This window comes from Acinetobacter sp. 243_ASPC (assembly GCF_001054715.1).
Classification (GTDB): Bacteria; Pseudomonadota; Gammaproteobacteria; order Pseudomonadales; family Moraxellaceae; genus Acinetobacter; species Acinetobacter soli.
The window spans coordinates 1-18397 of record NZ_JVOR01000034.1 but is presented as its reverse complement, the minus strand read 5'-3'; the positions used below and the strand labels follow the sequence as shown (position 1 = coordinate 18397).

At 44.6% G+C, this 18397-nt stretch carries 17 protein-coding genes and 1 riboswitch; of the genes, 13 read left to right on the top strand and 4 right to left on the bottom strand.

The features are described 5' to 3' along the window. A partial coding sequence (locus ADA42_RS18705; RefSeq protein ID WP_241485678.1) for a hypothetical protein occupies nt 1-123 on the bottom strand: 123 nt, incomplete at its 3' end. A gap of 38 nt (nt 124-161) precedes the next feature. After that, nucleotides 162-369, bottom strand: a riboswitch (cobalamin riboswitch). Nucleotides 370-512: 143 nt separating this feature from the next. Here ADA42_RS18705 and ADA42_RS03450 point away from each other — a divergent pair. The 4 genes from ADA42_RS03450 (at nt 513) to ADA42_RS03435 (ending at nt 4042) form a co-directional block, all read left to right on the top strand. After that, nucleotides 513-1154, top strand: coding sequence for a phosphoribosylanthranilate isomerase (locus tag ADA42_RS03450; protein ID WP_048763590.1), 642 nt, complete (start codon nt 513-515; stop codon nt 1152-1154). Then, on the top strand, nt 1138-2367 hold the full coding sequence (gene trpB, locus ADA42_RS03445; RefSeq protein WP_004933113.1) for a tryptophan synthase subunit beta: 1230 nt from the start codon (nt 1138-1140) through the stop codon (nt 2365-2367). The genes ADA42_RS03450 and trpB overlap by 17 nt, the downstream gene beginning before the upstream one ends. A gap of 66 nt (nt 2368-2433) precedes the next feature. Continuing rightward, the gene (locus ADA42_RS03440) at nt 2434-2946 is read left to right on the top strand and encodes a DUF1543 domain-containing protein (protein ID WP_048763592.1); all 513 of its coding nucleotides are present in this window, start codon (nt 2434-2436) and stop codon (nt 2944-2946) included. A gap of 100 nt (nt 2947-3046) precedes the next feature. Further along, complete coding sequence (locus ADA42_RS03435; RefSeq protein ID WP_048763587.1) at nt 3047-4042, top strand: DUF2804 domain-containing protein; 996 nt, start codon at nt 3047-3049, stop codon at nt 4040-4042. A 19-nt stretch (nt 4043-4061) separates the two neighbouring features. Here the strand turns inward: ADA42_RS03435 and ADA42_RS03430 are convergent, their stop codons facing one another. Further along, nucleotides 4062-4937 (bottom strand): metal-dependent hydrolase, encoded by an 876-nt coding sequence (locus tag ADA42_RS03430; RefSeq protein WP_048763586.1) that lies wholly within the window; start codon nt 4935-4937, stop codon nt 4062-4064. A gap of 114 nt (nt 4938-5051) precedes the next feature. On the opposite strand from ADA42_RS03430, the gene ADA42_RS03425 reads away from it, so the two are divergent. From ADA42_RS03425 to ADA42_RS03405, 5 genes are all read left to right on the top strand, one after another. Further along, a complete protein-coding gene (locus ADA42_RS03425) occupies nt 5052-6110 on the top strand; it encodes a helix-turn-helix domain-containing protein (RefSeq protein WP_048763584.1) in 1059 nt (352 codons plus the stop codon). 385 nt (nt 6111-6495) lie between these two features. Next, nucleotides 6496-7299 carry a tryptophan synthase subunit alpha gene (trpA, locus tag ADA42_RS03420; protein ID WP_004933129.1) on the top strand — a complete coding sequence of 268 codons (804 nt, stop codon included), beginning with the start codon at nt 6496-6498 and terminating at the stop codon, nt 7297-7299. Next, nucleotides 7296-8192, top strand: a complete 897-nt coding sequence (accD, locus tag ADA42_RS03415; RefSeq protein WP_004933131.1) for an acetyl-CoA carboxylase, carboxyltransferase subunit beta — start codon at nt 7296-7298, stop codon at nt 8190-8192. Before trpA ends, accD begins: the two co-directional genes overlap by 4 nt. Continuing rightward, nucleotides 8189-9475: a bifunctional tetrahydrofolate synthase/dihydrofolate synthase gene (gene folC / locus ADA42_RS03410; RefSeq protein ID WP_081407811.1), complete on the top strand. Its 1287-nt coding sequence runs from the start codon at nt 8189-8191 to the stop codon at nt 9473-9475. The genes accD and folC overlap by 4 nt, the downstream gene beginning before the upstream one ends. Beyond that, nucleotides 9466-10464, top strand: coding sequence for an SPOR domain-containing protein (locus ADA42_RS03405; protein WP_206541103.1), 999 nt, complete (start codon nt 9466-9468; stop codon nt 10462-10464). Before folC ends, ADA42_RS03405 begins: the two co-directional genes overlap by 10 nt. A gap of 44 nt (nt 10465-10508) precedes the next feature. Here ADA42_RS03405 and ADA42_RS03400 read toward each other — a convergent pair whose 3' ends face one another. Next, nucleotides 10509-11333 (bottom strand): MBL fold metallo-hydrolase, encoded by an 825-nt coding sequence (locus tag ADA42_RS03400; RefSeq protein ID WP_004933140.1) that lies wholly within the window; start codon nt 11331-11333, stop codon nt 10509-10511. A 122-nt stretch (nt 11334-11455) separates the two neighbouring features. After that, nucleotides 11456-12097, bottom strand: coding sequence for a peroxiredoxin (locus ADA42_RS03395; protein ID WP_048763578.1), 642 nt, complete (start codon nt 12095-12097; stop codon nt 11456-11458). Between the two features lie 342 nt (nt 12098-12439). On the opposite strand from ADA42_RS03395, the gene secA reads away from it, so the two are divergent. From secA to nadA, 4 genes are all read left to right on the top strand, one after another. Further along, nucleotides 12440-15154: a preprotein translocase subunit SecA gene (secA, locus tag ADA42_RS03390; protein ID WP_048763577.1), complete on the top strand. Its 2715-nt coding sequence runs from the start codon at nt 12440-12442 to the stop codon at nt 15152-15154. Between the two features lie 145 nt (nt 15155-15299). After that, a complete protein-coding gene (locus tag ADA42_RS03385; RefSeq protein ID WP_048763575.1) occupies nt 15300-15659 on the top strand; it encodes a hypothetical protein in 360 nt (119 codons plus the stop codon). Nucleotides 15660-15802: 143 nt separating this feature from the next. After that, nucleotides 15803-17023, top strand: a complete 1221-nt coding sequence (gene argJ, locus ADA42_RS03380; RefSeq protein WP_048763573.1) for a bifunctional glutamate N-acetyltransferase/amino-acid acetyltransferase ArgJ — start codon at nt 15803-15805, stop codon at nt 17021-17023. A 135-nt stretch (nt 17024-17158) separates the two neighbouring features. Then, nucleotides 17159-18223, top strand: a complete 1065-nt coding sequence (gene nadA / locus ADA42_RS03375) for a quinolinate synthase NadA (RefSeq protein ID WP_004933159.1) — start codon at nt 17159-17161, stop codon at nt 18221-18223. Nucleotides 18224-18397: the final 174 nt, after the last annotated feature.

The window sequence follows — 18397 nt, the reverse complement described above, 5'->3', positions numbered from 1 at the left end:
CACTACAATTGGATCAAGTTGAGTTGCATCTGTTGAATCATCAGCAAAAACAGTTGTTGAAGAAAACCCCATCGCAATTGCGATTGCCCCCACCAAACGGGTAGGCTGAAATGAAATAGACATGTTTTATGCTCCATACATTCACCCCACGTGAATGATTGAGTGGATAGAAGCAATAAGCAGGTCTCCGGACTCAAATGGCGTATCTTTTGGATACAAGCATATTCACCTTCCCACACCTCAAGTGCAGTGGTGTAAGCCCAAAAGGCTTATCAAATATGGTTTACATTTTTACCGTTGCGGGGGCAGTACTGGATTTACACCAGTTTCCCTAAAGCGAATGCTTTAACTTATTGCGAATTGAGCGAAGTATAAGGTTTGTGCGAAGATTAAACAATCTGAATACCTTCAATCGTGTTCAACTTTGATGCAAAGTCTAAAATTTGCATTACAATAGTGGTTTACTGACCGATAGATCGGCTATGGTCAGGCAATTTAATGAGCCTTTGTATATGCGAACGCGCGCAAAAATTTGCGGTATCACCCGTTCTCAAGACATCCAAGTAGTTGTCGATTCAGGTGCAGATGCAATCGGGTTGGTTTTTTATCCGCCTAGTCCACGTAATGTCACAGCCGAACAAGCGGCAGAATTGGTCAAAAAGATTCCGGCTTACGTGCAAGTGGTTGGGCTATTTGTCAATGCAACCGCCAATGAAATTAAATCAGTACTTGATTCTGTTGCCTTGGATGTATTACAACTACATGGTGATGAAACACCTGCTCAGTGCCAGTTCATTGGTGAGCAGTGCAAGCGTCGATGGTATAAGGCCATTCAAGTCAAACCTGAACTTGATATTGTTCAGGAAATTCAGCGCTATCAAGCCGCTGGTGCAAGTGCAATGCTTCTCGATGCATGGCATCCCGAACTGAAAGGCGGAACCGGCCATCAATTTGATTGGTCAAAATTTCCAAAATTGGACATTCCACTGATATTGGCAGGCGGTTTAACGCCCGACAATATTGCGGACGCAATCCACACCACACAGCCTTATGCTGTTGATGTCAGCGGGGGCGTAGAATCCGCAAAAGGTATTAAAGACCAACAACTCATCGAACGATTTATGCAAGGAGTCCAATGTGGATCAGCAAAATAACGTGATTGACTACACGCAATATCCAGATGCCCGTGGGCATTTTGGTATTCATGGCGGACGTTTTGTATCAGAAACACTCATGGCGGCACTGCAAGATTTAGAAAATCTTTATAGCCGTATGAAAAATGATGAACAGTTTCTGGCAGAATTTGACCGCGATCTTGCCTATTATGTAGGCCGCCCGAGTCCACTTTATTATGCTGAGCGATGGTCGAAGAAGCTTGGTGGTGCGCAAATCTATTTAAAACGTGAAGATCTTAACCATACCGGTTCACATAAAGTGAACAACACGATTGGTCAGGCATTACTGGCCAAATTGTCGGGTAAGAAGCGAATTATTGCAGAAACAGGTGCGGGTCAGCATGGGGTTGCAACGGCAACGATTGCGGCGCGTCTTGGTCTTGAATGTGTGGTATTCATGGGTGCAGAAGACGTGAAGCGTCAAGCCATGAACGTGTACCGTATGCGTTTGCTGGGAGCAACTGTTGTTCCGGTGCAAAGCGGTTCAAAAACACTAAAAGATGCCATGAATGAAGCCATGCGTGACTGGGTAACCAATGTAGATGATACCTATTACGTGATTGGTACGGTTGCAGGGCCTCATCCTTACCCACAATTGGTACGTGATTTCCAGTCTGTGATTGGACGTGAAGCACGTCGCCAGATTCAAGAGCAAGCCGGACGCTTACCGGATGCACTGGTGGCCTGTGTAGGTGGTGGTTCTAACGCGATTGGTTTGTTCCATCCGTTCCTGAACGATCCAGATGTGAAAATGTATGGCGTTGAAGCAGCAGGGCATGGCATTGAGACCGGTAAACATTCTGCACCACTCAATGCAGGGCATGTTGGTGTATTGCATGGTAACCGTACCTATTTGATGAGTGACTCACAGGGTCAGATCATCGAGACACACAGTATCTCGGCAGGCTTGGATTATCCGGGCGTTGGTCCTGAGCATAGCTTCTTAAAAGACATGCAGCGTGTGCAATATGTTCCAATCGATGATGATGAAGCCTTACAAGGCTTCCGTGATCTGACCCGTATTGAAGGGATTATTCCGGCAATTGAAAGTGCACATGCAATGGCATACGTCACCAAGCTGGCACCAACTATGGATAAAGACCAGATCATTATCGCCAATCTTTCAGGTCGTGGTGACAAAGACCTGATGACGGTTGCGCGCATTGATGGGGTCGAGATGGTCGAAATGTAATGATCCCCCGGTTATGAAATCAAAATGGGCGACTGAGGTGGCCCATTTTTTTTGAGAGGAAAAATGATGCCCAGTTTATATATGGTGATGCTCGGCGGACGCCATGCGCGTGCCAATACCGAAGTGCATGATGTCGTATTTGCAATCGGCGATGATCTTAAAGATATTTATCCGCAGTTAAAGGCTGCATGGTTTGGTGAGCAAAAAGGCCTGCATATCGACGCGTGGGCAAAATTAAATGGCGTGAAACAACATGCGCATAGTTACAAAATTGAATTTGCACAGCATCAGCCGCGTCACGACGATCTCAAACTTTTTTTAATCAATTTAGGCGGTTATTGTCCAGATGAATTTGGTGAGCTTCATCGCTATAAATTTGTGGTGGCACAGAGCGCTTCAGAAGCCAAACAGCAAGCCAAGACTTTACTGCCGACATTTTGGCAAAAAGGCCACACCGATCGTATTTTGGATATCGATGATTGTATTCCAGTCGACCACGTGGCGGGACGATATCTGCATTTGAGTGAGGGCACGTTTATTTCGACCGTTTGGGAAAATACTTATTTAATTTTAGACTGAGTTCTCTTAGACTAAAGTTGTAATAATAAATCATATATTGATAAGCCCAAGAATAAATCAGCGATTTGAAAGGAGTGTGCTTCGTCATGGAGCCGAATACATGGATTTAATTCAGGACAATGGTCAGCCGCGATTTGGACGTTTTTCCCAGCAACCGTCTGCTATTAGTACCGAACGCTACATCTATAAATCACCTTATGGCAAGGTAGAGCGGGGATGGCGTAAAAAAATAAAATATAAAAAGTTTAAGTTTTGTAGTATTCAGCATCAGCACTATACCTTAGGTGTCGCGATTGCAGACATTGGTTGGGCCGGACACGGTTTTTTTTATTTGTATAATCATGCCACCCAAGAAGTGCTTGAATGGAACGCGCTACAACCCTTTGCCCGTAAAACACAAGTCGATGAGCAACCGCTGTTTAACCATAGCTTTTTTTATGCATCAGCATTTGAGCTAGATATGCAGCATGCAAATGGCGTTCGTTATATCCGTGTTACCCGCTATGGTGAAATTCTTCTCAGTGCACGTATTTTTTGTGCTGGCACCCAAGCTTTGAGTTTGTGTTCTCCCAATGGGATCAACGGCTGGACCTATACGCATAAAAAAACTGCACTGACGGTTGAAGGATGTTTTACTAATAAACAAGGGCAATTAATTGAATTTGACCAGAAAAGCATGGCATCACTTGATGATACCTGCGGATTCTTGCGTCCAGAGACAGCATGGTTCTGGTTATCTTGTAATTTCTGGCATTCACAAGATCAAAAAATTGGAATTAATCTGGCATCGGGCGTAAATGAAAGTTTTAGTAACGAAAACTGTATCTGGGTCAACGGTGTACTTTATCCTGTAGCAGATGTTTTATTTGAACAACTGGATGCACATCACTGGCAGATACATTCTCTTGATCGCAAACTCAACTTGAAGGTCACCACAGGCTGGCGACGCTATGAAAATCTGAATCTACGAATGGTAGGCAGTCGTTTTAGTCAGTGGCAAGCCAGAATCAGTGGCACTATCGACATAGAAGGTCTAGACCGTCTTGAGTTCGAGCAGGAGCTTGGTTTGCTCGAACAGCATTATGCCAAATGGTAAAAGCGAAAACGAGGCAGGCCTAGTGGCCTGCTTCCCAAAATGCTTGACCGGCTACAATTGGATCGCGGGTTGCTTCAAAGGTTTTTACCCAGACCTCATATTGATGAATCACCGCATGCTGACTCGGATGAAAATCGGCTTTAAACCAATCTTTATAAGGTTGTTTCATGGCAGTTAAAATGCCATTTGGGCCAATAAACCAAGGCAAGCCACGTCGAAATAGCTGCAAGCGTTCACGTGCAGTAAAACCATCACAGCGCAGCATCACATTGGCACGGTACATGGTAAAACCAGACATCAGCAGCGTTGTGATCAACAACGCCAGTTTACGTGTTGTTTCAGGGACTTCACCCACCTGTTTCATCACATCAAACGCCACATCACGATGTTCCATCTCTTCAATGGCATGCCAAGCCAACAACGCGCGTACATATGGATGAACATTCTCCAGAGTCGCTTTTTTACGATAAAAAGTGTCGGCCATTAAGGCTGTTAAATGTTCGGCGGCAGCCGTCATGGCGATATTGTATTGCTTGGAGCGTCGCGTGAGCTCGAAACGGAAGATCTTTTTAAGGGTTGCTGTAAACTGATCGACAGGCATTCCCTGTAACTTCATCAGTTGATTCATTTTGTCGTGCGCAATGCCATGCTGAGCTTCTTGTTTAATAAAATCGGCAACGCGAGCTTGTAAGTCTTCATCTTGAAGCTTGTCTCGAAACATACGAACACATTCAATGAAATAGCGTTCGCCTTCTGGAAAAGTCAGACTCAAGGCATCGAAGATCCGGGTTCGAAAAGGATCGCCTGCAAACCAGAAGCGCGGAACATCTTCGAGTTTAAAATCCAAATGCATACGAACCACCGGATCGACCTGATACTGGACATGTGCGTTCATTGTTTTAATTCTCATCGACTGATTCAGTTCAGTATGGCGACAATCGTCTGGTTTGTTTTGACAGTTATTGCCAATTTTTATACAAATAGCGACAGGGACATCAGAGCGCGCATCATGTCATTAAAAATCATTATTGGTTATCTTCGTTTACTCGAACGGGTTCGACGGCATTATCAGCTTGAGCATCTGGCTGAGTGTACAGAACGCGCAGTGGACTGGCAGAGCTTCTCTAAAGCACTCGATGGAAATGATGAGCAAGGATTTGACATAGACACCTATGTGCGTCTGCTCAGGCAAATGCAAACCGTACTTGCAAGACCCGTCAGTTTAATTTTAGCCGAACATGCCACACTTCAAGATGTGGGGCTGATGGGTTATCTGGCATCAACCAGCTTAAATCTTCAGCAGGCGCTGTTACTGCTTGAACAATATTATTCCCTCATTTTTAAGCAAACCAATGTTGAGCAGCTTAAAATTATCGAACATGATCAAGAAATACAGGTCAGTTGGGGAGCGCTCTGGATTGACTATCGGGAGGTGTACGAACTGAATCAGGCACTTATTTTTAAAATTGCACAAATCATTGTACAGGAGCCTCTGGTTCCTCCAACACAGGTTCAGCTCGGCTTTTTACCTACTTTGCCGCTCATGCATTATTCACGTTTCTATCACTGCGCCGCAGCAGTCGTCTCTGGTGACTATCGTATTTATTTTTCAGAACGCGTCTTAAAAGCACGTAGTTTTGGTGCAGATCAGCAACTCAATCAAATCTTGTCCAATCAGGCACAGCAAAGTTTGCGTGCATCAGATTCTCTAGAATATCGTCAGCAACAGCTCAAGCAGCGCATCTGGGGCCTCATCGCACAGGCTTTTCGAGAGAAAAATGAGATTTTGCAAGCTTACGTTGCACAGCAAATGCATATCTCCGAACGAACCTTACAGCGCCATCTCAAGCAGCATGCACTCAATTTTCAGGAAATCGTCGATGAATTTCGATTACAGCAAAGCCAATTATATTTGAAACAATCGCGCCGGCTTTCAGAAATTGCTGAATTATTAGGCTATGCCGACCAGAGCGCCTTTGGCCGTGCCTTTAAACGATGGACGGGGGAAACACCGAAACAATTTCGCGAACGTCATCGTGTTGATCCAGCAACTCATACCTCAAAATAGACCAGTTCTCAGACAGTTTTTCTTGTCATTCGACTGTCCACAATCATCAAGAAAATCAAAAAAGCTATTTTGAACAATCAAAATGGCGACTTTAAAATTTTACCTAATCATATAACTCTATATTTTAGTTTGTTTTTTTAATTATTTTTGAACAAAGCTGCATCGAATGTACGCAATAGTATTTTAAAAAATAGGAAGCTTTGATCATTGAGAAATAAGTCAAAATATTGATAAATGTACGCCATGGGTTGTATGAAATACTAAAGATAAATGCATCGCACAATGTCGATACTGTTCAATGAACAAAAAATAGCGTTAAAATGCGGTGTCTTGTATTTCTACAAACAACTCCTCAGTTTTAAATAATCAAGGAAAGCACAACCCTATGTCACGTCTCGCCACCCGTTTTGAACAGCTTAAATCCAAACAACGTAAAGCACTGGTTTCATATGTGATGGCAGGTGATCCACAGCCACAGGTTACTGTGCCATTGTTGCATCAGATGGTCGAAGCTGGTGTTGATGTCATTGAGCTTGGTTTACCTTTTTCCGATCCAATGGCGGATGGTCCAGTGATTGCATTGGCTGCCGAACGTGCATTGGCAGGTGGAACCAGTACGATGGATGCCTTGAATATGATCAAAGCGTTTCGTGAGAAAGATCAGGAAACGCCTGTGGTCTTGATGGGCTATCTCAATCCAGTTGAAGTCATCGGTTACGAAAAGTTTGCCGCATACGCTAAAGAATGTGGTGTCGATGGTGTATTGCTTGTGGATTTACCCCCAGAAGAAGCCAAAGAGTTTGATGTTGTGCTGAAACAGCACGATATGGATCAGATTTTCTTGCTGGCGCCAACCTCGACCGACGAGCGTATTCAGCATGTGGTCAATCAGGCCAGTGGTTTTATCTACTACGTATCACTCAAAGGTGTGACGGGTGCGGCGACGCTCGATGTTGCAGAAGCTGCAGCGCGCATTGCAAAAATTAAAACCAAAACCTCGATTCCGGTGGGTGTCGGATTTGGAATTAGTGATGCAGCCTCAGCCAAAGCAATGGGTGAAGTTGCAGACGCCGTGATTGTGGGAAGTGCTTTTGTTAAACCTTTTGCTACGTTAGCAATCGACCAAGCGGTTGAACAAACGGTCAATAAAGTCAAGGAGCTTCGAGCTGCGCTCGATGAGTTAGTATGAATCAAGAAGTGAAACCAGGTAAAATCCTAAACCCATCGACGCCATGGACACAACGTCAAGTGCCGGGAATCAAGGTTGCCAATGAGCAGCAAGCCCTTAAAGCCACTTCGACTGAACCAACAATCGAATGTCCTGAATGTCATGCACTGGTTACTCGTACTGCCATTGCATTCAATGCCTATGTGTGTCCGTCATGCGATGAACACTTGCGCATGAAAGCTCGTGATCGTTTGACATGGTTCTTTGATCAGGTAACCACCGAGTTAGGTCAGGAATTTGCAGCCAAAGATCCACTTAAATTCATCGACAGCAAACCTTATCCAGAGCGTATGCGTGAAGCGCAAACCAAAACAGGTGAAACTGAAGCTTTGGTGGTGATGCAGGGTACACTCAATAATGTTCCAATGATTGCCTGTGCATTTGAGTTTGACTTTATGGGCGGCTCAATGGGTACGGTTGTAGGGGATCGTTTTGTTCAAGCAGCCGAACGTGCAATTGAGCAAAAACAAGCCTTGATCTGTTTTGCTGCATCAGGCGGCGCACGTATGCAAGAAGGTATGTTGTCGCTCATGCAAATGGCGCGTACATCTGCTGCAATTCAGCGTATGAAAGATGCAGGATTGCCGTATATCGTGGTATTGACTCATCCAGTTTACGGCGGTGTAACTGCATCTTTGGCGATGCTGGGCGATGTGCACATTGCCGAGCCTAAAGCCATGATCGGCTTTGCTGGTAAGCGAGTGATTGAGCAAACCGTACGTGAAACATTAGAAGAGCCGTTCCAGCGCGCTGAATACTTGCTTGATCATGGTGTGGTCGATCAAATTGTTCATCGTCATGCATTACGTGATACTGTATCTCGCATTGTATCTAAGCTGATGAACTTGCCTTGAAACTTGACGCTCCACGTATAAATGATGATTTAATGACATGGCTCACGTACTGGGGCCATGTTCATGTTACAGGGATTGATTTGGGCCTAGAGCGCGTCCTCCCTGTGGCCCAAAAACTGGGGGTAACACAGCCCTCAGCCAAGGTATTTACCGTTGCCGGTACTAATGGCAAAGGCTCAACCACCACTGTCTTGGCGTCTATATTACAGGCACAAGGCTACAAGGTTGGGTTATATCAATCTCCGCATATTTACCGCTTTAACGAGCGCGTTAAGCTGGTAGGTCAAGAAGCAACCGATCAGGAACTTATTGAAGCATTTGTTCAAGTGGATCAGGCGCGCCGTGAATGTGGTTTAAGCCTGTCATTTTTTGAAGCCACCACATTGGCGGCATTTTTGATCTTTCAGAAACAAGCCTGCGATATTTGGGTGCTTGAAGTTGGCTTGGGTGGACGTCTTGATGTAGTCAATGTGATTGATCCTGATGTCGCGGTCATTACTAATATCGGACTCGATCATACCGATTGGCTCGGCGATACCATCGAAAAAATTGCCTTTGAAAAAGCAGGAATTATTCGTCCTGACATTCCGGTTGTGTTTGGCGGGCTACAAACGCTTCCCGATGCAATTGCAAGCAAAGCCGCAGAATGCCGTGCCAACTTGCAAGTTGCACAGCGTGATTATTTCTATCAGCTTGCAGAGACACCCAACACTTGGCAATTTGCCAGTGCGGGAGTGACGCTACAACTTCCTACAGGTTCGTTGGCAGTTGAAAATATAGCCACCGCAGTTGCAGCAATCTTGATGAGTGACGTTACAGTCTCGCAGGATGCAATTTGCCAAGGTATTCAAAACGCTAAACTCTCAGGCCGCTTTGAACTAAGAAATATTGAGCAAAAGACCGTTATTTTTGATGCCGGCCATAATGGGCATGGTGTTGATTTTTTGTTAAAGCAATTGCGAAATTTCTTAGAATACAATAAACAATACACAGAAGTGATTGCTGTCTTTTCGATGCTGGCAGATAAAGACATCTCAACCGTGGTTGATTTGCTTAAACCTGCCATTACGAGTTGGCATGTAGCGCCGCTGAATAACCCGCGTGCTGCATCGCTCGAACACCTCATGCATGCATTGAAAGATCAAACAACTCAAACATTTGACAGCATTCAAGACGCATTTAGCATTGCAATTGCGAAGGTTAAACCGCATCAGTTGATTTTGGTTTGTGGATCGTTTCATACATTAGAAGCGGTTTGGGAGTATTTGGAAGAATGTCAATGAACAGCAAAAAGCGTTGGATGGGTGGCGTTGTTTTATTGGGTGGTGGGGTATTGTTGGCTGCGTTGCTACTCAAAGGCAAAGAAGAAATACATCAGACACACGTTGAAGAACAACAGCAAAAAGTGGAACAAACCACTAAAGATGCCAATTCAACTGCGCCCGTACAATTGCAGTCCATGACAGTTGATGTTGAGACGGAAAAGAAATTACTTGAACAGCAACGTCGTGCGCGGGAGAAATCAGTTGCCGAGCAAGAAGCACGTGCAGCTGAATTTTTAGCCATGCAGCAACAGGCCGAGGCAGATGCCGCGCGTAAGGCCGCAGAGGAATATGCTGCCATCAATGCACGTCGCCAAGCTGCTCAGCAAAGTTCTGACAATATTCCGCCTGAAGTAGTCGAAGAAAAGAAAAATACCGCTCAAAGCACTAAATCTACAGCCAGTGTAGACACGCAAAAGCGTGAGGCAGAAAAAAAAACACTTGAGCAGCAACGTTTAGCAGCTGACGCGCAAAAAAAAGCCGATCAGCTCAAGAAAGAGCAAGAAGCCAAACGTAAAGCCGATGCCGATAAAAAAGCCGCGGACGAAAAACAGCGTCAGCTTGATGCTGAGAAAAAAGCATCAGAGGCTAAACGCAAAACCGAAGCTGAGAAAAAAGCACAGGAAGATAAAAAGCGTAAAGAAGACGACGCCAAGAAAAAAGCCGAAGCAGAGAAAGCACGTGAATTGCTGGAGCATGGAGATAAAAACTGGATGGTGCAGGTAGCACTGGCAGCCAATCAGGCCAATGCAGATGCAGTGGTGTCAAAGCTGCGTGCAAAAGGTTATAAAGTCACAACGAGCCCAACATCTAAAGGGATTCGGATTATGGTTGGACCGTCGAAAGATCGTGATGCGGCCGATGCAGCGCGCAAGAAAATTGTGACAGATCCAAGTTTGAACATGAAATCTGCTTGGGTGATCGACTGGGTTCCTTTAGATCAACGTTAATGCTCTAAAAATAATATTGAAGCTGGGTGTGTATGATTAGATATTTATTTATCTAAGGCTCTGTAGCGTTCAAACTCCACCACATCATGTGCACAAATGAGCTCGATCTCAGGCTCATGCTGTGCCATATGCTGTAAACGCGCCAAATTATGTAGTCGATTCTTGTTGTCATATGCCAGTACACGCTCAAAAAGCGCCAGTCCTTTTTGTTTATAGTCTGGTTTAAGCTGTTGATGAGAAAAATAGGCATCACCACAAAAAAGTGTCCAGCCGCGCTGATAGTGTTTAATGGCAATCCCACAATGACCAGCGGAGTGTCCCAGAAGAGGAATCATTAAAATCTCGTCGTTAAACTGTGGGGCAGCCTGAACCTTCTCAAAATTAAACCAAGGTTCACCCTGCGTATGTTCTACAAAGTTCCAGTAACGATGCTTTTTAAACTGAGCGGTTTTGTATCGTAGACGGTTTTTTAAATTAAATGACTGTGTGGCGTTAAATTCAGACGCCAGTACATGCACAGTTGCTTCAGGAAAATCTGATATTCCTCCCGCATGATCAAAATCTAAATGCGTAACAAAAATATGTCGGACGTCTTTGGCACTAAATCCCAATTTTTGGATTTGCTGGATGGCACTGTATTCAAAATTGAGTTCGATTTGACCAATATCTAACAAGAAAGACCCAATCCGCTGCTTGGGATGAAGATAATCCTGAATGCCTAAACCGGTATCGATAAGTACTAATCCCTGATCTGTTTCGAGCAGCAAGCAATGACAAATGATATGTGCTCGCCATCCCGATTGACCGACAAGAGGTGCGCAAACCGGACACATCGTGCCACAGTGCAAGTGATGAATCTGATAGATCATGGCGAAATAAATCAAGAGAACCTTGAACTTTTATACCGCAAAATATGGGACGATCCAAGAGAGAATATCTTGAATCAAAATAAAAGTGCCCGTGGTTTCAACGGGCATTTTAGCGTGAATGATTAGTCTTTGTCTGGCTGTGGGGTGAGGCGCAGGTACGGCTTAACGGCTTTATAACCTTTCGGAAAGCGCTCTTTGAGTTCAGCTTCATCTTTGATTGACGGCACAATTACCACATCTTCGCCTTGTTGCCAATTTGCAGGCGTGGCCACTTTATAGTTGTCGGTCAGTTGCAAGGAATCGATGACACGCAACACTTCATGAAAGTTGCGTCCGGTCGATGCCGGATAGGTAATGATCAGTCGAACTTTTTTATTTGGATCAATAATCACCAATGAACGTACAGTTGCAGTTTCGCTGGCATTAGGATGAATAAAACCATACAACTCCGATACCTGGCGGTCTTTATCTGCAATAATCGGAAAGTTAACCGTTGTGTTTTGGGTTTCACTGATGTCTTTAATCCAACCATGATGTGACTCAACATCATCGACCGACAAGGCAATCGCTTTTACGTTGCGTTTTTCAAATTCATCTTTGAGTTTGGCGGTGTATCCCAGTTCGGTGGTACAAACAGGGGTGTAATCGGCCGGATGCGAAAATAAAATACCCCAGTGATCACCCAAGTAGTCATAAAAGTTAATCTGACCTTCGCTCGATTCCTGTTCAAAATTAGGGGCTGTATCGCCTAGACGTAACGTCATTTTAGTCAACCTCGTTTATATGTTGTTATTGCGTTGCAGATTTTTAATATGCGCTAAATCTTTTGCAAATAAAAAGAAGGTTTTTGTATGTTCTTATAAATATTTTGTATATATTAAAAATTAAGTATTTGAAATAAATAAAATATCTAAAAATTCTTGGCCAGCTAAAAATTCAAATTTTTTGGGTTGATGCAACTGTCTGATTTTTCAACGTCCTGTTGTGCTGGAGTTTTTTTTAAGAGGATTTGTTTAAACCCCTTGTACTTCAAATTTCTGGCTCCATAATAACGAGTGAGAAAAAATTTATTCATCTGATAAGCAAGTTTTTAGAGAGTTTCATTCATGTTGGTAAGTCTGATCGGAGGTATCTTCGGTACAAAAAATGAGCGCGAACTCAAACGCATGCGTAAAATTGTCGATCAAATCAATGCGCTCGAGCCGACGATATCCGCTTTAAGCGATGCAGACTTATCTGCAAAAACTCCAGAATTCAAACAACGTTATCAAAACGGTGAGAGTTTAGATAAACTTTTACCCGAAGCCTTTGCCGTATGTCGCGAAGCTGCAAAACGCGTGATGGGAATGCGCCACTACGATGTTCAGCTCATCGGGGGGATTACCTTACATGAAGGTAAAATCGCCGAAATGCGTACCGGTGAAGGTAAAACGCTCATGGGCACCTTGGCGTGTTATTTAAACGCGTTAAGTGGTCAGGGCGTACATGTCATTACCGTCAATGATTATTTGGCGCAGCGTGACGCTGAGTTGAACCGTCCATTGTTTGAGTTTTTAGGCCTCAGTATTGGAACCATTTACTCAATGCAGTCTCCAACCGAGAAAGCAGAAGCGTATCACGCCGATATCACTTACGGGACCAACAACGAGTTCGGCTTCGACTACTTACGAGACAATATGGTGTTCTCGCTGCAAGAGAAAAAGCAGCGCGGTCTGAACTATGCCATTATCGATGAAGTCGACTCGATCTTGATTGACGAAGCACGAACACCGTTGATTATTTCAGGTCAAAGTGAAGATTCTTCACAGTTGTATGCGGCAATCAATCATATTCCACCTAAACTACAGCCACAAAAAGAAGAGAAAGTGGCCGATGGTGGACACTTCTGGATTGATGAAAAGCAACGTTCGGTTGAAATGACCGAAGTGGGCTTTGAAACTGTCGAGCAAGAATTGATTCAGATGGGCCTACTCGCCGAAGGCGAAAGTTTGTACTCTGCGACCAATCTTAATCTGGTCCATCATGTAACCGCTGCAATTCGTGCGCACTTTCTTTATCACCGCGATGTGCACTACATCATTCATAACGGTGAAGTGATTATTGTCGATGAGCATACCGGACGTACCATGCCGGGTCGTCGCTGGTCTGAAGGTTTACATCAGGCGGTTGAAGCCAAAGAAGGTTTGGAAATTCAACCAGAAAACCAAACGCTTGCCACCACAACTTTCCAGAACTACTTCCGTTTATACAAAAAGCTTTCAGGTATGACCGGTACAGCGGATACCGAAGCCGCTGAAATGAAAGAAATTTATGGATTAGATGTCGTGATTATTCCAACGCATCGTCCGATGGTTCGTAAAGACATGAACGACCTGATTTATTTGAATCGTAACGGTAAATACGATGCGATTGTGAATGAAATCAGAGCCATTCAAGAGACGCGTGCACCTATTTTGGTGGGTACTGCAACCATTGAGGCCAGTGAAGTGCTGTCGCACAAGCTTACTCAAGCAGGTATTCGTCACGAGGTTTTGAACGCGAAACAGCACGAACGTGAAGCCGATATTATTGCACAGGCCGGAAGTCCTGACTCTGTTACGATTGCTACCAACATGGCAGGCCGTGGTACCGATATTATCTTGGGCGGTAACTGGAAAGCAAAACTGGCTAAAATCGAAAATCCGACTGAAGAAGACGAAGCTCGTTTGAAAGCAGAATGGGAACGTGACCACGAAATCGTACTTAATGCCGGTGGTTTACATATTGTGGGTTCAGAGCGACATGAATCACGTCGTATTGATAACCAGTTGCGTGGCCGTGCTGGTCGTCAGGGTGACCCAGGTGTATCGCGCTTCTATCTTTCACTTGAAGATGACTTGATGCGGATTTTCGCAGGCGATCGCGTGGTTGGCATGATGCGTGCGATGGGTCTGAAAGAAGACGAAGCCATCGAACATAAAATGGTGAGCCGTTCTATCGAAAATGCACAGCGTAAAGTAGAAGCACGTAACTTCGATATTCGTAAAAACTTGCTCAAATACGATGATGTCAATAACGAGCAACGTAAAATCATTTACTCGCAACGTGATGACGTTTTGGCAGAGCATACACTGCAGGATGCGATTGAACTCATGCATCATGATGTGATGGCGGGTCTGATTGGAAACTTCATTCCACCAGAGTCGATCCATGATCAATGGGATATTGAAGGTCTGGAAAATGCCTTGCGCGTCGATCTGGGAATCGAGCTTCCTGTTCAACAGTGGTTAGACGAAGATCGCCGACTCGATGAAGAGGCACTGGTGCAGCGTATTACCGACGAAGTACTGGCGCGTTACAGAGCACGTCGCGAGCAGATGGGTGATGAATCCGCAGCAATGCTTGAGCGTCACTTTATGCTGAATTCACTTGATCGTCACTGGAAAGATCATCTGGCAGCAATGGATTATCTACGTCAAGGTATTCACTTGCGTGGCTATGCCCAGAAAAATCCTGAGCAGGAATACAAAAAAGAAGCGTTTAATCTGTTTGTAAACATGCTTGGTATAATCAAGTCAGATGTAGTGACTGATCTGTCTCGTGTTCATATTCCGACACCTGAAGAGTTGGCAGAGCTTGAAGCGCAGCAACAGCAACAGGCTGATGCAATGCGTTTGTCGTTTGAACACGACGAAGTCGATGGTCTGACAGGAACTGTTACACCGCATGAAATTGAAGAGCAAGCTCCTGCTGAGCAAAATGTTGTGCCGCCAGCCAGTCGAAATGCACCGTGTCCATGCGGTTCTGGCTTGAAGTATAAGCAGTGCCACGGTCGTCTTTAAATTGTGATGAATGCTTATTAAAATAAAAGCAGAACAGAAATGTTCTGCTTTTTTTACGAGTTGTTGCAAGGTGTGAATATCATTTGCAGTTTCAGAGATTAAATGGTATTTACTTGCACATCTTGACTTAAAACTTGGTTAGACAATGAAAAAGCTATTACAAAAAATTGCACTTGTCGCATTGGCAGTTCCAGGCTTTGCGATTGCTCAATCGAATACACAAACAACGACAGTCGATAAAGTACAGGCTGCACAAGGCCCAACGACTGCACAAGTGATGGTGCAAAATGACAGCACCACAGTGATCAGTCCGCGTACGGGTATTCGTTATACTTTAGGCAACACCGGAAATCGTCCAATTGTGCTTAAAACTGCGGCCATTGCAGCAGTCAATTCTGCCAATGCAAACCGTATTGTGGCATCAAACCCTGCATTGTCTGTTACCAGTCAAGAAAAAGCCAAACAAGCATTGTTGGCAACCAATACACAGCCAGCAACCAACTAAGCATTTTATGAAAAAAAGCCAGCCTGCATGCTGGCTTTTTTCATATTCAGTGATCTAAAAATCAAATCGCACAATACTCGATTTTTCTGATTAATTGCTCTAAGCTTTTCTTTTTCCGATAACAAACACAGTGGGATTTTAAAATGGCTGTTGGTGACGTAACAATGCCGCACATGCATGTGGTGAAAGGGGTGAAAATTGGTTCAACTGAGGCATATGTGCGTTATCCAAATCGACGAGACTTGGTCATTTTTGAATTTGTGGAGGGTTCAAGTGTTGCGGGTGTATTTACCCAAAGTGCATTTGCCGCAGCGCCCGTACAGGTATCAAAACAACATTTAACAGAAAATGCGACACGTTACTTAATTATCAATACGGGCAATGCCAATGCCGCTACAGGTGACATAGGTTTGTTAAACGCACAAAAAACCTGTGAAAAACTGGCAGAGCTTGCACGCGTACAACCGAATCAGATTTTACCCTTTTCAACTGGTGTGATTGGTGAGCAACTCCCAATCGAGCGTTTGCTCGCAGGTATTCAACCGGCACTGACTGACTTAAACGATCATGCATGGACTGATGCTGCTTACGGGATCATGACCACAGACACCACGCCAAAAGGTGCTTCCGAACAATTCGAACTAGATGGCGTGTTATATACCATGACTGGTATCAGCAAAGGGGCGGGAATGATTCGTCCGAATATGGCGACCATGTTGGGCTTTGTTGCAACAGATGCACCAATCAGTCAAGCCATGACGGAACAGTTGCTCAAAACCACGGTCGAGCAGTCATTCAACCGAATTACCATCGATGGTGACACATCAACTAACGATTCATGTATCTTTGTGGCAACTGCACAAGCCGGGGGTGAAATAATTAGCAACGAACATGATCCTCGTTATGCTACGCTTCTTGAGGTATTGCAGCGCGTTATGAACCGTTTGGCACAATTAATTGTGCGTGATGGCGAAGGGGCAACCAAATTCATTACTGTTGCCGTTGAGGGTGGACAAAATACTCAGGAATGCTGCGATGTCGCCTACAGTATTGCGCATTCACCATTAATCAAAACGGCCATGTTTGCATCCGATCCAAACTGGGGACGAATAGTAATGGCCATTGGTAAGGCCGGTGTTCCGGCACTCGATTCTAGCAAAGTACAAGTCTGGCTGGATGATGTTCAGATTTGTCGTGACGGAGGTGCTGCGGCAGATTATACCGAGGAGCAGGGCGCGCGCGTCATGGCGCAAGCTGAAATGACCATTCGCGTAGATTTGGGCCGTGGCACTGCAAAAGATACTGTATATACCTGCGATCTATCGTATGATTACGTCAAGATTAATGCGGATTATCGATCTTAATTCAGATCGATAAAAGAACCTCATTCGTGAGGTTTTTTTACATCAATTTTTTGAGTAGCTCATCTGCCTCAATACTGAGTTACCTTAACGTTTAGCGCTCGCAAAATGCTAGCCAGAGAATAGAGAAGACGTTTTATGAATGATGCGACTTTAATTGCAAATGATGCAAAAGTAATCGTGCAAGCGCATTTAGATCGTTTAGGTGAGCCAAAGGATCACCACTTAAGTCCAGAAGTTAAACAGGCTAAGTTCGCTCAAATCAAGGAAGAACTCAAAAAACGCAATGCTGTTCTGGTGGCACACTATTATTGCGATCCAGATGTTCAGGAATTGGCAGAGGCTACAGGCGGGTGCGTGTCAGATTCACTTGAAATGGCGCGTTTTGGCCGTGACCACGAAGCCACAACTTTGGTCGTGGCAGGTGTCAAATTTATGGGAGAAACCGCCAAGATCCTGTCGCCTGAAAAAACTATTCTGATGCCAACGCTTGAAGCCACCTGTTCGTTGGATCTAGGCTGTCCTGTCGATGAATTTACTGCGTTTTGCGACCAGCATCCAGATCATACCGTAGTGGTCTATGCCAATACGTCAGCCGCGGTGAAAGCGCGTGCAGACTGGGTGGTAACATCGAGTTGTGCTGTTGAAATCATTGAACATCTCGACAGCCTAGGTGAAAAAATTATTTGGGCGCCCGATCAGCATCTTGGTCGTTATATCCAGAAAAAAACGGGTGCCGATATGTTGCTTTGGGATGGCGCTTGTATTGTGCATGAAGAGTTTCGTGCCCGTGGCATCGCCAATATGAAAGCGCTCTATCCAGATGCTGCGGTGCTTGTACATCCTGAATCACCTGAGTCAGTGGTTGATATTGCCGATGCAGTAGGCAGTACCTCACAATTGATTAAGGCGGCCCAGACTTTACCTAATCAACGTTTGATTGTGGCGACGGATCGCGGAATTTTTTACAAGATGCAGCAAGCTGTGCCAGATAAAATTCTGGTAGAAGCACCGACTGCGGGTGAGGGAGCAACCTGTCGTTCATGTGCACATTGCCCATGGATGGCAATGAACGAGCTAGATGGGATTTTGCATGTGTTACAGCATGCTGATCAAGAAATTCACGTCGATTCACAACTTGCCGAACGTGCCAAACTTCCTTTAGATCGAATGTTGAGCTTTAGTGCATCACTAAAACGCTAAAATGCTTGTTAAATATACATTTGATAACGTTTTTTAACTTTTTTTAATTCTAGGTGTTGACGTGGTTGAGCGTCCCGCCTAGAATGCACACCGTACCGCACGATGTGCGATACAGTAAAAGCTGAGAAGACGGAGCATAGCACAGCCTGGTAGTGCACCTGGTTTGGGACCAGG

Coding starts and splice junctions, on each gene's coding strand:
- ADA42_RS03450 (WP_048763590.1), top strand. CDS start 513: ATGCGAACGCGCGCAAAAATTTGCGGTATCACCCGTTCTCAAGACATC.
- ADA42_RS03440 (WP_048763592.1), top strand. CDS start 2,434: ATGCCCAGTTTATATATGGTGATGCTCGGCGGACGCCATGCGCGTGCC.
- ADA42_RS03435 (WP_048763587.1), top strand. CDS start 3,047: ATGGATTTAATTCAGGACAATGGTCAGCCGCGATTTGGACGTTTTTCC.
- ADA42_RS03430 (WP_048763586.1), bottom strand. CDS start 4,937: ATGAACGCACATGTCCAGTATCAGGTCGATCCGGTGGTTCGTATGCAT.
- ADA42_RS03425 (WP_048763584.1), top strand. CDS start 5,052: ATGTCATTAAAAATCATTATTGGTTATCTTCGTTTACTCGAACGGGTT.
- trpA (WP_004933129.1), top strand. CDS start 6,496: ATGTCACGTCTCGCCACCCGTTTTGAACAGCTTAAATCCAAACAACGT.
- accD (WP_004933131.1), top strand. CDS start 7,296: ATGAATCAAGAAGTGAAACCAGGTAAAATCCTAAACCCATCGACGCCA.
- ADA42_RS03405 (WP_206541103.1), top strand. CDS start 9,466: ATGTCAATGAACAGCAAAAAGCGTTGGATGGGTGGCGTTGTTTTATTG.
- ADA42_RS03400 (WP_004933140.1), bottom strand. CDS start 11,333: ATGATCTATCAGATTCATCACTTGCACTGTGGCACGATGTGTCCGGTT.
- ADA42_RS03395 (WP_048763578.1), bottom strand. CDS start 12,097: ATGACGTTACGTCTAGGCGATACAGCCCCTAATTTTGAACAGGAATCG.
- secA (WP_048763577.1), top strand. CDS start 12,440: ATGTTGGTAAGTCTGATCGGAGGTATCTTCGGTACAAAAAATGAGCGC.
- ADA42_RS03385 (WP_048763575.1), top strand. CDS start 15,300: ATGAAAAAGCTATTACAAAAAATTGCACTTGTCGCATTGGCAGTTCCA.
- argJ (WP_048763573.1), top strand. CDS start 15,803: ATGGCTGTTGGTGACGTAACAATGCCGCACATGCATGTGGTGAAAGGG.
- nadA (WP_004933159.1), top strand. CDS start 17,159: ATGAATGATGCGACTTTAATTGCAAATGATGCAAAAGTAATCGTGCAA.